14 protein-coding genes are annotated in these 13778 nt (G+C 57.5%); 7 read left to right on the forward strand and 7 right to left on the reverse strand.

What is annotated here, in order from left to right; translation table 11 throughout:
- Window positions 1–66 precede the first annotated feature (66 nt).
- A complete protein-coding gene (locus BUB54_RS00350; RefSeq protein WP_073211058.1) occupies window positions 67–2310 on the reverse strand; it encodes an AAA family ATPase in 2244 nt (747 codons plus the stop codon).
- A gap of 14 nt (window positions 2311–2324) precedes the next feature.
- On the opposite strand from BUB54_RS00350, the gene BUB54_RS20115 reads away from it, so the two are divergent.
- From BUB54_RS20115 to BUB54_RS00365, 4 genes are read left to right on the forward strand one after another with little or no spacing between them, the layout of a single operon-like run.
- The gene (locus BUB54_RS20115; protein WP_139284732.1) at window positions 2325–2507 is read left to right on the forward strand and encodes a hypothetical protein; all 183 of its coding nucleotides are present in this window, start codon (window positions 2325–2327) and stop codon (window positions 2505–2507) included.
- Window positions 2508–2544: 37 nt separating this feature from the next.
- Window positions 2545–2922 (forward strand): hypothetical protein, encoded by a 378-nt coding sequence (locus BUB54_RS00355; protein ID WP_048880423.1) that lies wholly within the window; start codon window positions 2545–2547, stop codon window positions 2920–2922.
- 47 nt (window positions 2923–2969) lie between these two features.
- Window positions 2970–3125 carry a DUF433 domain-containing protein gene (locus BUB54_RS00360; RefSeq protein ID WP_241869474.1) on the forward strand — a complete coding sequence of 52 codons (156 nt, stop codon included), beginning with the start codon at window positions 2970–2972 and terminating at the stop codon, window positions 3123–3125.
- The gene (locus tag BUB54_RS00365) at window positions 3122–3421 is read left to right on the forward strand and encodes a DUF5615 family PIN-like protein (RefSeq protein WP_048880422.1); all 300 of its coding nucleotides are present in this window, start codon (window positions 3122–3124) and stop codon (window positions 3419–3421) included. Before BUB54_RS00360 ends, BUB54_RS00365 begins: the two co-directional genes overlap by 4 nt.
- Window positions 3422–4392: 971 nt before the next feature.
- Here BUB54_RS00365 and BUB54_RS00380 read toward each other — a convergent pair.
- Together BUB54_RS00380 and BUB54_RS00385 are read right to left on the reverse strand one after the other, a co-directional pair.
- Window positions 4393–6006, reverse strand: coding sequence for an AMP-binding protein (locus BUB54_RS00380; RefSeq protein ID WP_048880241.1), 1614 nt, complete (start codon window positions 6004–6006; stop codon window positions 4393–4395).
- Window positions 6007–6049: 43 nt separating this feature from the next.
- Complete coding sequence (locus tag BUB54_RS00385; protein ID WP_241869462.1) at window positions 6050–7783, reverse strand: acyl-CoA dehydrogenase C-terminal domain-containing protein; 1734 nt, start codon at window positions 7781–7783, stop codon at window positions 6050–6052.
- 180 nt (window positions 7784–7963) lie between these two features.
- Here BUB54_RS00385 and BUB54_RS00390 point away from each other — a divergent pair, with 180 nt between their 5' ends.
- Window positions 7964–8581: a TetR/AcrR family transcriptional regulator gene (locus BUB54_RS00390; protein ID WP_082075774.1), complete on the forward strand. Its 618-nt coding sequence runs from the start codon at window positions 7964–7966 to the stop codon at window positions 8579–8581.
- Between the two features lie 541 nt (window positions 8582–9122).
- Window positions 9123–9563 carry an FAD-dependent monooxygenase gene (locus BUB54_RS00395; RefSeq protein ID WP_048880240.1) on the forward strand — a complete coding sequence of 147 codons (441 nt, stop codon included), beginning with the start codon at window positions 9123–9125 and terminating at the stop codon, window positions 9561–9563.
- Window positions 9564–9622: 59 nt separating this feature from the next.
- Here BUB54_RS00395 and BUB54_RS00400 read toward each other — a convergent pair whose 3' ends face one another.
- Both BUB54_RS00400 and BUB54_RS00405 read right to left on the reverse strand, forming a co-directional pair.
- Window positions 9623–10420 (reverse strand): DODA-type extradiol aromatic ring-opening family dioxygenase, encoded by a 798-nt coding sequence (locus BUB54_RS00400; RefSeq protein ID WP_048880239.1) that lies wholly within the window; start codon window positions 10418–10420, stop codon window positions 9623–9625.
- Window positions 10417–10839 carry a DoxX family protein gene (locus BUB54_RS00405; protein ID WP_048880238.1) on the reverse strand — a complete coding sequence of 141 codons (423 nt, stop codon included), beginning with the start codon at window positions 10837–10839 and terminating at the stop codon, window positions 10417–10419. Before BUB54_RS00405 ends, BUB54_RS00400 begins: the two co-directional genes overlap by 4 nt.
- A 67-nt stretch (window positions 10840–10906) precedes the next feature.
- Between BUB54_RS00405 and BUB54_RS00410 the strand changes: the two genes are divergently transcribed.
- Entirely contained in the window at window positions 10907–11827 is a 921-nt protein-coding gene (locus tag BUB54_RS00410) for a LysR family transcriptional regulator (protein ID WP_241869460.1), read from the forward strand.
- 215 nt (window positions 11828–12042) lie between these two features.
- Here the strand turns inward: BUB54_RS00410 and BUB54_RS00415 are convergent, their stop codons facing one another.
- Window positions 12043–12339, reverse strand: coding sequence for a hypothetical protein (locus BUB54_RS00415; protein WP_139284734.1), 297 nt, complete (start codon window positions 12337–12339; stop codon window positions 12043–12045).
- A gap of 961 nt (window positions 12340–13300) precedes the next feature.
- Window positions 13301–13768, reverse strand: a complete 468-nt coding sequence (locus BUB54_RS00420) for an Lrp/AsnC family transcriptional regulator (RefSeq protein ID WP_048880236.1) — start codon at window positions 13766–13768, stop codon at window positions 13301–13303.
- Window positions 13769–13778 lie beyond the last annotated feature (10 nt).

The following is a 13778-nucleotide window of genomic DNA, read 5'->3' on the forward strand; positions in this document are numbered from 1 at the left end:
GTGGAATGACGGGTGGGAGGAGGACGGCTCACTGCCATCCGGCGAGTTGGGCAGTGCCGCTATGGCTCAGTGTAGCGTCTCGCCCAGGTGCTCATTGTCGTACCGAGCCAGAATACCGAGGGCTTTCTCCAGCGTGATCCGGACTCTGCGGAGATCCCGCCGCTGGACGTAGGCGGCTTTGAGTTCTGCCAAGAAGAGCTCCGGCAAGGCAGGTATCTGGTCAGGTGCTATGCTCCGGCTCTTGGCGATGTCATCCAAGATGGCCCGGACGATGACATTGAACGCCGCTGGCTCGGGTGGGGCAATCTGAAACAGTTCGAGCCGAGAGAGGAGCGGCTCTGACAGCCCGTGCCGCGAGTTGGCCAAAAAGATCCAGGAGATGGCGCTTACATCAATCGGCCCGCCCAAAAACGGGTCGGTAAATTGCCTAGCGGACTCGGGTTCCAGCAGGCCGAGGATCGTATCCGTCAGCGTCCCGTTGGATTTGCTACCCCCGGCTTTTTCGATCTCATCGACGATCAGGACCGGATTGGCCCACCCAAGCCGCACCATCCGCTCGACCGGCCAGGACGGATGGGCAGTGGAGAAGCCATGGGCGGTCCCGGCAAAACGCCGGTTATCGGCATCACCAGCGACGGAGATGTATGAAGACTCCGCCCCCAGAGCTTTGGTCAGTTCCCGGGCAAAGCGTGTCTTGCCAATAGCGGGCGGACCGACGAGCAACATGGGCCGCAGGCGCAGAACCGCAGGCCCCTCGCTCCTGAGGGCGAAGGCAAAATCTCCCTGCAGCGCGTCGAGGATGGCGCCAAAATTCGGCATCGCCTCGCGGAGGCTGCCCAGGTCTCGGACCAACTCCTTGTACTGCGGCAGCTCGGTCAGTGGCATGGGGTGTTCCAGCGCGCGGAACTGTTCCGCGTACTTACGCTTGGCCTCATCGGCATGAGGCGACAGGTCGAGGAACCGCATCGGCTGCAGGGAGGGGGACTGCCGGAGGACGCCTCTCTGGCCATAAATCTCGTCCTGAAGCGCCTTCAGACCGGGATTTATGGTGTCATCGGCGGTATTCTGGCTCCGAGCGGCATCGGACGTCCCTGTGATCGCACCGGTTCCACGTCCAAAAACGTCTTCCAGGCTCGAAGCCTCCTCGGCCTTGCCAGCATTTCCGGCTTTTTCCGTGCCGGAAGGCTCCTCCTTTCCTGGAGAACCTTCCTCTTCCTGGCCGGAATGCCGTTCCTGCTTGCTGGAACTGTTTTCGCCGAGAGCACCAGGGGGAGAGCCTGACCCATTCCCACGGGGCCGTGAGTTCTCTGCCTCATCCTGGAGCTGCCCACTTGCCTCCCCTCTTTTCCCGTCCCTGCGCTTCTCGCCGTACCGGCCTGTCCTCATGCCACCGCCATGGCGCCGTCTCGTAGCGGCCGAGAGTTCCTCACCCGATGGCGGGGCGAGTTCAGAGAATAGCTTCTGGGCGGCCAGGACGAACTCGTCCCCGGGCAAAAACCCGGAATTGCGAGCGTGGACGATTTCCTCAAGCCAGGTCACCGAGGCGTTCATCCAGAAGGGAGGAGCGCTGGCGAAATCGATCTGGTTCTCCTCGGACCAGTTGCACAACGGAGGACCGGCAAGCCGCCGCAACCGGGTTGAGGTCGCCTCGAATAGATTGTGAACGCGGCGATCATAATGGTGAAGCAGTTCCTGATCGGCTTGAATCTCGACCAGCAGGGCGATCATTTCGACGCACGCCGCGATCGCGACCGTGCTGGCGTGGGACGTGATGGCGAGGCGCAGCGCCCCCAGGCGGATGAGCCGGGCATCGATGAGGACCGTGCTGTCTTGGGTGCTCTCCTGTCCCGCTCGTCCTGCTCGGCTCAGCCTCATCTCTGGGGTGTGAGAGGGGAGATTGGCGAGGGTTCGGGCAAACAGCCAGCAGGTTTCTCCCCGGCGGTGATACGAATTGAGCCCGTCAATGAGCTTGACCCAGTCATCGTGGCCAACCGGGTTCAGAAAAATCTCCTCGTGAACCACTCGGGGCTCGCCGGGGGCGCTTCCTTCGCCACCGCCTGTGCCGAAGATCGTGACCGGCAGCGCGATCGACTCCGCGTAATAGCGGCAGCACTGGTTCAGCGCCGACAGAAGCCTGTCGACACCTGCCTGGGTCAGCTTGTGCCGGAACCCAAGCGCGAGGGCTGGCAGCACGTCATGCGAAACAATTGGGTATGAGCTGCGGGCATTGGTACGATGGTCGTCGGCGCCAACAAATTTAAGGTCTTGTAGGATTGTATCATCAACCGAGGGCTCTTCGTCCGAGAACATGTCTGTCTCCATCTGTGATCGAGACAGGTCGCCATGGCGGGGACGGTACGGGCAAAGTTCGAGAGGAAACCCCCAAGGCGCCGGGCTTCGATCAGCATCTTGGCCTCCTGCAAGCAGTAGAAGCTTTTGCCATTGAAGCTGGTGTGAAAAGACCGAACGGCGGCTGGAAGCCCCATCCACTTGTGGCGTACCGGTGAAGTTCGATAGATTATCCCTAATAAGGGAGGAATTGTGATGCCCGCCAATTTTACCGCCTGCGAAGTCGCCGCCCTCGCCGCAGTCTCAGTGCGCGTCGTGGATAAGGCCATCGAGGAGAAGGCGCTCTCGGGCATCCGCAGGCCAGGTGTCCGCGGCCGGCGGATGCTTCCGCTCTACGCCATACCTTACGCCGCGATCGTGGCGAGGCTGCCGGTTACACTTTTGCTCACGGCCAAACGCAACCTTGCCCGGACGCTGGGCGAACTCCCGGTTGGACGGATGACAGCGGAGCGGCTGGAGATCGCACCGGCCGTGACGGTCGATGTTCCCGCGCTCGTCGGGCGTGATCTTGCCGAACGCGCGGAACGCTACGGGCAGTCAAGAGACGATCATATCGACGTAAACCCGGAATAATGGGAGGAACGCCGGTCCTACGAGGGACACGGATAACCGTTTACGCAGTGCGGGGCCGGCTCGATGGTGGCGACGGCGTCGAAGATATTCTCGCTGATTATCCAAACTTGGCGCGGGAGGTAGTGGAGACGGTGGCGCTCTATGCTCGTACCCACCCGTTCGTCGGCCGGCCGGGCGGGCGCGCCTGGGCAAAGGCCACTTGAAGCTGTTTATCGACGAATGTCTCTCATCCCAGCTCGCCCAGCATCTCAACGCTACGGGAATCCACGACGCGACACATCCACGAGATATTGGTCGCTTGGGCGATCCGGACCATGTTGTCCTCGTGCGCCGCATCGCCGAGGACCGGGTGATCGTGACCGAGAACGCAGTCGATTTTCGCAAGCTGGTTGCCCGGCAGGATATCCACCCTGGACTGATTGTTCTGCCTAGCGTTGGCAGGGCGTTATCTCTACAATTGTTCGCTGATGCTCTCACTTGGCTGGCCCCGCATAGCTAGGATAGTGACGTGATCGTGAATCACGTTCTCGAAGTAGCTGAGGCCGGCGACTTTAGCCTATTTCCCTTGCCTGCATGATTTCAGGCATTACCGTCTAGTTCGCGAAGGTAGAGCAGCCCATATAATGATAGATGATTGGTTCCCTGTTGCGGGAGAACCGGCTGGCGTCATAGGCATCAGCGATGTCCTGCGTCACGCGGCACTTTGCCGCGACCTGGGCTTCTTGGTTACGTGACGCTATAGCCATTATCGGCATACACTGGAACCCGAGGATATCGTCATCATGGCAGACCCCGCCGCGTATTAAAAGGACCATGGGGCGACTAGGCCATCAGCCATATCAAGCGCTTTTCGTAGTGGGCCATTTGTACCACTACGAAGTTGCACTTCGTGGTATCCTGCGGATTTCCAAGTAATCCATTGTTGTCCGAAGTCGCCCTAAATCATTCATGTTGTTTATTAGACTAGGCCCTCTCACGGCGGCAACGGGGGTTCGAATCCCCCTGGGGACGCCATTGATTTTCCTGTATATTTTCAGGTTATCTATAGGTGTTTATCCTTCCACACAGCATCTCTACATTTTACACGGTGAGAGACATGCCTGGATTACGTATAATCCTTCCTAAGATAATATAGTTGTTGATTTGCGCTGAGATTTGATGGGGTTGTTCACAGGCCCGCTGGCAACCGAGGGCGTGAGCGCTGCTTCCACCGCCACGGCTATTGGGTTCGCATCCGGCTCAGGTGAGATTTTGGCGGCGGAGCGGCATCCGCCCCCGGTGGTTGGATCGCCCAAACCTACGGCCTCCCGCATATTCTGGATCTGGCGATGGGAGGGTTAGTTTTTGGCTTCATCATTGCTCTATTCCTGACAGAGACCGCGTCGCGCTTCGCGAAATAGCCGACTCAGCCGGATGCTCTCCGGCTGTTAGTCCATGCCGCGATGAGCTGAACATCAGTTCAACCCCAGTCTACCCCACCAATTTCTTACGCAATATGTGTTTTTGAATTTTACCGGTTGAGGTCTTCGGCAGTTCATCAAAACTATAGCGCTTGGGAATTTTGAATCCAGCCAGATGCTCTCGGCAGAAGGTGGTCAACTCTTCTTCTGTCACACTCGCCCCATCCTTCACGGCAATCACCGCCATTGGCACCTCCCCCCATTTTGCATCTGGCATGGCGATTACGGCGGCCTCGCGTACAGAAGGGTGACGGTAGAGAACTTCCTCTACCTCCAACGAGGAGATATTCTCACCGCCGGAAATGATGATGTCCTTCGAACGGTCCTTGATCTCTACATAGCCATCCGGATGCATTACCCCCAAATCCCCGGTCAGGAACCAGCCATTCCGGAAAGCCTCGCGCGTGGCCTTTGGATTTTTAAGATACCCCTTCATCACCACATTCCCCTTGAAGGCCAGTTCACCGATGGTCTTGCCATCGGCCGGTACGGGGACGCCTTGCGTGTCCAGCACAGTTAGGTCCTCCTGGGTGATGCCAGGCACTCCTTGGCGCGCCATCAACCGTGCGCGGGTGGTTATGTCCAGTGTCTGCCAGTCCGCTTGAACTTCACAAATCGCCGATGGGCCATACACCTCCGTGAGGCCGTAAACATGCTGCACCTTGAAGCCGAGCCGCTCCGTGCCTTCAATAATCGCGCTTGGAGGTGCCGCGCCCGCGATGGCAACCGTTACAGGCTGATCCAATACACGCTTCACCCCTTCCGGTGCGTTAATCAGCATACCCAGCACAATGGGAGCACCGCACATATGGGTTACTTTGTGGCGCGCGATTTTCTCGAAGATCATCGCCGGGTCCACTTTGCGCATGCACACATGGGTGGCGCCCAGCGCCGTCACGGCCCAGCTATAGGTCCAGCCTGAGCAATGAAACATCGGCAGTGTCCAAAGATAGGCAGAATCCTGCGTCAGATTCACCATGAATGCCACAGCCAGCGCGCCGAGATACGCACCGCGATGATGATACACCACGCCCTTCGGGTTTCCCGTGGTGCCGGAGGTGTAATTCACCGCAATCGCCTCCCACTCATCAGCGGGCAGGCGCCAAGGGGCGGGCGCATGCGGGGCAATCCAGTCCTCATATTCCGGTGCGCCGAGCGTCAGGCTGGGCGGTGCCGCCTCGTCTGCGATTTCCACCAGAATCGGCTTGACCTTCAGCTCTGCAAGCGCGGCCTTGGCCTTCGGCGCCCATTCCCGGTCCACCAGAAATAATTTGGCCTCGGCATGTTCCAGAATAAACGCAATGGCGGCGGGGTCCAGCAGCGTATTGATCATGGAGATGACACAGCCCGCCAGTGGCACGGCGTAATGCGCCTCAAGCGGCACTGGTCCGTTAGGGGACAGCACCGCCACGGCCTCGCCGGGTTTTACTCCCGCTGCGGTAATAGCGCTGGCGAAACGGCGGATACGGTCCGTGAAGTGGGCGTAGCTATAGGTTCGGTCATGATGCGTCACCGCGATCTTGTCCGGGAAGATACGCTCCGCCCGGCGCAGGAAGCTGAGTGGAGAAAGCGGCACATAATTCGCCGGGTCGTGTCCCAGATCCATCTCGAAAATGCGGCTCATGCCATTTCTCCTTCATTATAGCTTGGTATTTTTTGGCGAATGGTTAGAACAAAGACGAAGGTAGGGCGGCCAGAGGCCCGGCTCCGGCTTTAACAGAAGCCGCCAATGCCCCTGCCTGCGGCAGCATGCGCGTTACAAAGAAGCGCGCAAGAACGGGTTTAGCCTCGCGTATCCCGGCATCTTCAGAGCCCGGCGCGGCCTTGGCTATGCCAACCCACATCCATCCAAAGCAGACTAGCGCGAACACCCGCAGATACTCGACCGATGCCGCGCCGATTTCCGCGCCATCGGCAGATACCGCCAAGAGATGTTCAGTCAACTCTCGTAGCAGCGCCAAAGCCTCCCGTACTGGCGTCACGATATCTTCCAGTCCCTCAACCTTACAAAGATCGGCCTCGATCCGGTGGAAAAAGCCGCGTACCACCGCGCCGCCATCCATCCCCAGCTTACGGCCTGCCAGGTCTAGGGCTTGCACGCCATTTGTGCCTTCATAAATCTGCGCGATACGCGCATCGCGCACAAACTGCTCCATGCCCCATTCACGCACATAGCCATGGCCGCCAAAGACCTGCTGCGCCATCACGGCTGATTCAAAGCCAAAATCGGTAAAGGCCGCCTTCACTACGGGGGTGAGTAAAGAAACCAGCTTGTCCGCCGCGTCCCGTGCTGCGGTGTCCTCATGATGGCGGGAGATATCAATTTGCATTGCCACCCAGATGGCCAGTGCACGGCCAGCCTCCACAAAGGCGCGGACGGAAAGCAGCATCCGTCGTACATCGGCATGTTCTATAATTGGTGCCGGATTCATGCCGCCAGACGGCGTCCGGCCTTGCAGCCTCTCTTTGGCATACGCGGCCGCCTTGCAATAAGCGGCATGGGCGATGCCAAGCCCCTGTAGCCCCACAAACAGCCGCTCGGTATTCATCATGGTGAACATCGCATTCAAGCCGCGATTCGGCACGCCCACCAGCCAACCGGTCGCGCCATCGTAATTCATCACGCAGGTAGGCTGGGCATGAATGCCCATTTTATGCTCCAGCGCCCCGACGGACAGGCTGTTGGGCGTCCCGTCCGGAAGAAATTTCGGCACCAGAAACAGCGAGATGCCTTTCACCCCCGCCGGCGCGTCCGGCAGCCGGGCCAGTACCAGATGAATGATGTTCCCGCCGAAATCATGGTCGCCGGAAGATATAAAGATTTTCGTGCCGGTGATGGCAAAAGCGCCTTCTGCCAGCGGCTCCGCCTTGGTGCGCAGGAGGCCGAGATCCGTCCCGGCGGCGGCTTCTGTCAGTGCCATCACGCCGGACCATTCACCGGAGACCATGCGCGGAAGATACGCTTGTTTCAGCGCCTCGCTGCCATGGGCGGTAAGCGCCTCCGCAGCGCCGCGTGTCAGACCGGGGAACAGCCCAAAAGACAGGTTGGCGCCGGAGACCATTTCATCCACCAGCACCTGCATTGTGTGCGGCAGGCCCTGGCCGCCAAATTCCGGCGTGGCCGAAAGGGCGCACCAGCCATTTTCCGCATAACGTCGGTACGCATTCGCAAAACCAGGTGCGGTGATAACTTTACCGTTTTCCATCCTACACCCCGCCGTATCTCCAGGTAGATTCAACGGCGCCAGCGTTTCCGCACTGAAGCGGCCGGCTTCTTCCAGCAGCGCCAGCGCCAAGCCGGAATCAAAACCTTGTTCCCTAAACAGCTTGGGCAGGTCCTCGAGGTCAAACATCGAGGTCAGCAAGAAACGCAGATCGTCAATCGGCGGGACGTAGCTCATCAGACTCGCTCTTTTTTCTTGGTGCGACATATGCGGCCGGGCTGGGCATTGGGGCTTTGCCCGTACGGCTCGTGTATTGTATCAAACAGTTGATACAGTCAATCTTAAATCTCATCTTGGCATGGTTTGCGCGGCGCGGGCCATCCGGGTTTTAATGGCGGCGGTGTATTAAGGAGGATCATGGCGGCGAAACTCAAACAGGCGGCACAACCCATACCCAGCACAGCGCCGGGGGAATTGAGCGCCCGCCACCTGGATGTGCTGGACGCCGCCGCTGCCTTATTCGCGGCGCGGGGCTATCATGCAACTTCCGTGCGCGATATCGGGGAGCGCGTGGGGCTGCTGGGCGGTTCGCTGTACCATTATATCAAGTCCAAGGAGAACCTGTTCGCCACGGTGCATGACCGGGCCTTAGCCAAGGCGGCGGCACGGATCAATGCGGCCGTCGCTCCGCTGACTGACCCGTGGGAGCGTTTGCGCGTCGCCAGCATCACGCTGGCGGAAATTCAGCTCGATCAGTTCTCCGCGACAACGCCACTAATGAATGATTTCCGTTTGTTGCCCCCCGGCCTGCAAGAGCGGCTGATCGAAACGCGAGACAGGTTCGAGGCGCTCTTTGATGGGCTGGTGCAAGACGTTCCCTTACCACCGGACGTTAACCGGAAGATTTATCGGTTGGCCTTGTTGACGCTGCTGAATAACCTTTCCAGTTGGTATAGACCCGGAAAAATGACTCCGGCGCAAATTGGTGACGAGGTGATGAAGATTTTCGCGTCCTGTCGCCTGCTCGAGGCATAAAAGAAGCCGCGCCATTTTATCTTGTCCCGGAATTATTTGTGGCGCGAGAGGCGTGGGCTCTGCTGTAAGTCGAGTAGCGGATAATACCTTCGCACTTGACGAACCCAGATAGGTAGCATGCTACTTATCGGCCTTCTAAATCAGTCTGCGGCGCCTCACCGTAGCCGCGAAGAAAGTTGGGAGACATCATGTAATTCCATATGAATGGTGTTCGGACCGGGAAGCCTGCTGCCTATCTAGCGCTGTCCGCACAGTAGGAAACGGATGCTGTTCGCGTTTTGATTATCGACTGCAGTTCCGCTGGGCAGACGTTCGCGGCACAGATGGCGGCCTTTCTCGTCTTCCGCACCGCATTGTTGAGCCAAGGACGGGCTTTCAGAATTTCCGCTTGTTATTTTGAACCCGCTGCGTGTGCATGATTTTTATCGTGAGTGGATCCGCCACGCGCCCGGCCGGATTGTGTCCAATTATGGTTTTCGTCTGGTTGATCTGACGCATCCCATGGGATGCGTTAGACTTCGTCACCGCCAAGCTGCAACCCGTGGATGCCCATCGCGATGACCGCGTGGAATTGATCAAGGCACGTCATGTGGTGGAGTGCGATGGCGCGCGCAGCCAAATACGTAGGACGACGGCCAGTGAATTGAGCGGCGAGTTAGCCAACCAAGTTTGGGGCGTCATCGATGTGCTTGCCTATACGGATTTCCCCGATATCAGGCCGACAGGCACGGTCCACTCGGCCAATGACGGCAATGTCCTAATCAAAGCGTACGGGCACCGGCGCGCACCAACATCTCACCCCTGGCTTTACAATAAGGATGCGGTTCTATTCTGCGCCGGTGATCCGGCTAGCGGATGCCAAGCCCATGCAATGCCTTGGGTCGAACGTGTGCAGGATGATTTTACCTCCTTTCTTTCCAGCGAGGAACGCGAGTTTGTTTTGAACATGCTCAAAAAATCACAGAGGCCGCCAATGAGCTGAGACGTGTACTGCAACTCTAAGAAAAGGGAAGGTGAATTTTAACCGCCTTCCCCTTTCATTTAGTTGGCCAGTGGGGGCTGCATGGGCCCAAAATTGTAAGCATCCATTCTCAAAATTGAATGCTCGATTGAGCTGTGCAGCCTTTGCGCCGGACCATCGCTTGCGCCCAGAGCGGTGAAGAGCGGCAGCAAATGCTCTTCGGTCGGGTGCTCGTCAGGAGCATAAGGGGCGAGCTTGCGGTAATTTAGCAAGGCCGCAATGTCGTTGTTGACGATGGCGGCATCCATCCAGTTGCTGAACGCGGTGACGTCGGCGCTCTCAGGGGCATTGACCGGCTGTCCTCGGAAGCGCCTGAGGTCGTGCGTGAAACTGCCGGAGCCGAGAATGAGCACCTCTTCATCGCGTAGCGGTGCTAGGGCTTGGCCAACTTGGTAAGCGTGGCCGGGGCCCTGGCTGGTCTGCACGGAGAGCTGAAGCGTGGGGATGTTTGCGTCTGGCCAAGCCAGCAGCAACGGAACCCAGGCGCCGTGGTCAAGACCGCGCGTTGTCTCCAGACCCGTGGCAAAACCGGCCTGCCCGAGCAGGGCGGCAATGCGTTCCGCCAGCACGGCATGGCCGGGCGCGGGGTAATGAAGCTCATAGAGCGCGCGCGGAAAGCCGAAAAAATCATGGATCGTTTGGTTCCGGGCGACTTTATTCACCATCGGCGCTGTTGTTTCCCAATGCGCGGAAACCACAAGGATGGCGCGTGGCCTGGGCAGGAGGGTGGACAAGCCGGTGAGGAACCTCCTCGCCGGCGTGTCCGTGAGGGCCAGCATGGGGGAACCATGGCTGACGAACAGGCTAGGAAGCTTCATGTGGCTTTCCTGCCTGGGGTCGGCAGCAAGGTGCAGGGGCCGTCGCCAATCAGCGCGAGTGCGATCAGCGCAATCGTCCAGAACGCCGGATATTCCCATCCACCGCCCTTCGCCGTGAAGAAGAAGCCGTTATGGATATGCACCATCACAATTGCGCCGATCAGATCCGGGGCGATCAGCAGCGCGGCCAAGCGAGGCCAGATGCCAAAGATCAGGGCGATAGCGGCGGCAAGCTCCCAGAGCATGACGAAAATCCCAAACCAGCCCGGCAGACCAAGACTGGCGAAGAAATGCTCTGTGCCAGTTGGGGTGAATACAAAGAATTTCAGCCCGTCATGGGCCAGGAACAAAATACCCAGCGAGAGGCGGAGCAGCAGGGCGCCGTATCCAGCGGTTTTTGTATCGATGTTTGATGTCATAAGTGGATCTCCTTTAGCGTCCAGATAGCCATGCAAAGAGGCTTGGTTAATTCCTGAAATTTGACTTATGGTTATGCGTTTTCGCATGGGGGTTGGGGTGGATTGGGATGATTTACGAAGTTTTCTGGCCATTGCACGTGAAGGCACGCTTTCAGCGGCTGCGCGGCGGCTGGGGGTACAGCAATCTACTATGGGGCGACGACTGGCGGCGCTCGAGGCTAAGGCGGGGGTGCGCCTGCTGGAGCGTACGCCGCATGGTTTTCGGTTAACGTCCGCAGGGGAGGCTGCCCGCACCGAGGTGGAGCGGATGGAAGATGCGGCCCAAGCGGCGGAGCGCGCCGTGAGCGGGCGGGATGCGCGCCTTGAAGGCATTGTACGGCTGACGACGGTGAGCGATTTCGCGTCGGGGATTTTGATGCAGGCCCTTGCGGATCTTGCCCAGCGGTATCCGGGTATCCTGGTTGAGCTGATTACCGATGACCGCACTTTATCTTTGGCAGCGCGGGAGGCGGATTTGGCTATCCGTTTAGCGCGGCCGAAGGGGCAATTACTGCTCGGGCGGCGGATTGGGGAGGTGTCCTTCGGGATTTATGCAAGTGCGGCGTATCTTGCCGAGCGGGATGCACAGGCTTTGCCGGGGGGCGATGGGGTGGGGCACCGGCTGATTCTCACCCGTGACGAAAATGGTTCTTACCCTGAAATAGATGCGCTGGCCGCCATGGCACCCAGGGCAGAGGTGGCATTGCGTACCGATAGCCGAGCCAGCCAACTTGCCGCGGCGCTGGCTGGGCTGGGCGTGGTGGTGTTAGGGCATCATGTCGCGGTGGATACGGATCTTGTGCGGCTGGATGCGCCGCCCTTACCGGCCCGCGAAATCTGGCTGGTGCAGCACGAGGATACGCGGAACGTGCCGCGCATCCGCGCCGTGGCAGAAGCGCTGGCCAACCGTATGCGCGCCGCCGCGCCGCTATTTTTAGGGCAGGAGTGAGGGGCCTGTTTTCTTTTTAGTCGCTTAAGACGGCTTTCAGAGTTGACCCCAGAGTTCCCAACCGGGACAAGACTAAAAATAAGACGCTACGGGGCCACCATGTGAGGCCAGGGTCAACATTTTGGGGAAGCTCATATATCGAGGATTTGAAAACAGATCGTGTGACATAAGAATTTTGAATTTTTCGAAAAATTCTTTATCATATGGCGTACTGCTCAAAGTTGAGCATTAAAATGCGTCGTGATCAAAGCATATTCAAGCTTTACATCAGACCAGCCCGCAACGTGCTGCTCAATCCAATCAAAGATAGAAAAATGCACAAACAGCTTGGCATCACGCGCGGCAAGGTCCTGCTCAGGATGTTCCAGTCGATAGTTGGAAGGGCAAGCTGAAAGGATAGACATACGCTTGGTATGAACCAAGGCCCCAAACTGAAATGGCAAATCACCAAATCGTCGAATATGCTCTAGGAAGATTGTTCCATTTTCAGTTAAAAACGAAAGATTTGTCAAGTCAGCGTCATATTATTGGCTTTAAATTTAAAGGTTCGTGGAGGCTGCGAGTCAGTCCAAGATTTTCATTGGGTGGCGCACCTCAAGATTTAGGAACATCAGCTTTTATACTGTGGCTTCATAAATCTTTGTATACCCGAACTGCGATTTTTCCGCCGCTTCCAGCGTGGCTGAACGATGCAGTTCCTTAAACATGGGAGTTTTAACCCACTTATCACCATTAACAAATCTAATATCGTCGCCACGCGCGGCTATAAGCTGGTATTACGAGCAGAGGCACAGTAGTCATTTAACTTGCGAATCGCGCGAATGCGGCCAGGAAAGCGCTGTTTATTTGTCGAGCCCTTCCCTGTGGCGTCTACTGCCCCCCCCTCGTCAACCGCGATAATTTTAAGCGATTTGATGCTTTGGCTCACGAGCGTATTCAGGCACCGATCAACTCAGGGAAAAATTTTGAAGCAGGGTAGCAAATCTGAAGCTTCAGTCTTAGATGTAGGTCTCCGGTCGCTTAGCGACGTGTTGTGCCCAACCAAACGTAAAAAACGATCTTCATAATCTCGGCAAAATCGAATGACTTCGATCGGCTTAATGTCTTGCAGATTAAGCTTCCCCGCAATATTCAGAGTTTTGTGCGGTGTCATGAGTTTTTTTGTGCTCCCCCCAGTCAAAAGAGCTAATGTCAACGTGAAGATATCCAATCGTATCAAATAGGCGTTTAGCTTCGTGTAGGGTGCTGACTAGGTGGACCCGGCCGTTTGCCTGTATGTTGCGGCACGAGGTTAGATCAGCCTGGAGTAGTGGGATGGCTTTCACCACGACAATACGTACAAGCGGCCTGCCGGTGAGCAAGCCGTGAATTCCCACTATCATTTAGTGGCGGAAAATTCTTGTTTGGTAGGCTGGTGGTGACGAATCTTGCCTGGCGCGGGCCGCGAGCCAATCGCTCACCCCTAGCGATCTCTCATTTTTCCTTAACCGTCTCCATCACCACGCTGGTGGAGGTACTTGCCACGAAGGGCAAGGCAGAGATTTTCTCTCCCAGCACATCGCGGTAACGGCGAATATCCGGCGTACGGATTTTCAGCAGATAATCGAACCGCCCCGCGATCATGTGGCATTCCTCCACCTCCTTTACCTTTTTCACGGCCGCGTTAAAGCTTTCTAGGGCGTCTTCCTGCGTGCTGGTCAGCTTCACTTCGGCAAAGGCAACATGGTCCAGGCCCAGCTTAGCGGGGTTCACAATGGCCCTGAACCCTTCAATAAACCCGGACTCCATCAGCCGTTTCAGCCTCGTCTGGCAGGGGGTTTTGGAAAGCCCAACGCGGCTGGCGAGGTCTGTAATCGACAAACGGCCTTCTTTTTCGAGCACATCTAGGATTTTTCGGTCGAAGCCGTCTAACTCACTATAGATTTCGTTTTTTTTGGTCATTTTTCCTAAA

Origin of the sequence: Acidocella aminolytica 101 = DSM 11237 (assembly GCF_900129125.1) — a bacterium.
GTDB classification, from domain to species: domain Bacteria; phylum Pseudomonadota; class Alphaproteobacteria; order Acetobacterales; family Acetobacteraceae; genus Acidocella; species Acidocella aminolytica.

Coding starts and splice junctions, on each gene's coding strand:
- BUB54_RS00410 (WP_241869460.1), top strand. CDS start 10,907: ATGGTTATGCGTTTTCGCATGGGGGTTGGGGTGGATTGGGATGATTTA.
- BUB54_RS00405 (WP_048880238.1), bottom strand. CDS start 10,839: ATGACATCAAACATCGATACAAAAACCGCTGGATACGGCGCCCTGCTG.
- BUB54_RS00400 (WP_048880239.1), bottom strand. CDS start 10,420: ATGAAGCTTCCTAGCCTGTTCGTCAGCCATGGTTCCCCCATGCTGGCC.
- BUB54_RS00385 (WP_241869462.1), bottom strand. CDS start 7,783: ATGAGCTACGTCCCGCCGATTGACGATCTGCGTTTCTTGCTGACCTCG.
- BUB54_RS00390 (WP_082075774.1), top strand. CDS start 7,964: ATGGCGGCGAAACTCAAACAGGCGGCACAACCCATACCCAGCACAGCG.
- BUB54_RS00420 (WP_048880236.1), bottom strand. CDS start 13,768: ATGACCAAAAAAAACGAAATCTATAGTGAGTTAGACGGCTTCGACCGA.
- BUB54_RS00380 (WP_048880241.1), bottom strand. CDS start 6,006: ATGAGCCGCATTTTCGAGATGGATCTGGGACACGACCCGGCGAATTAT.
- BUB54_RS00350 (WP_073211058.1), bottom strand. CDS start 2,310: ATGTTCTCGGACGAAGAGCCCTCGGTTGATGATACAATCCTACAAGAC.
- BUB54_RS00355 (WP_048880423.1), top strand. CDS start 2,545: ATGCCCGCCAATTTTACCGCCTGCGAAGTCGCCGCCCTCGCCGCAGTC.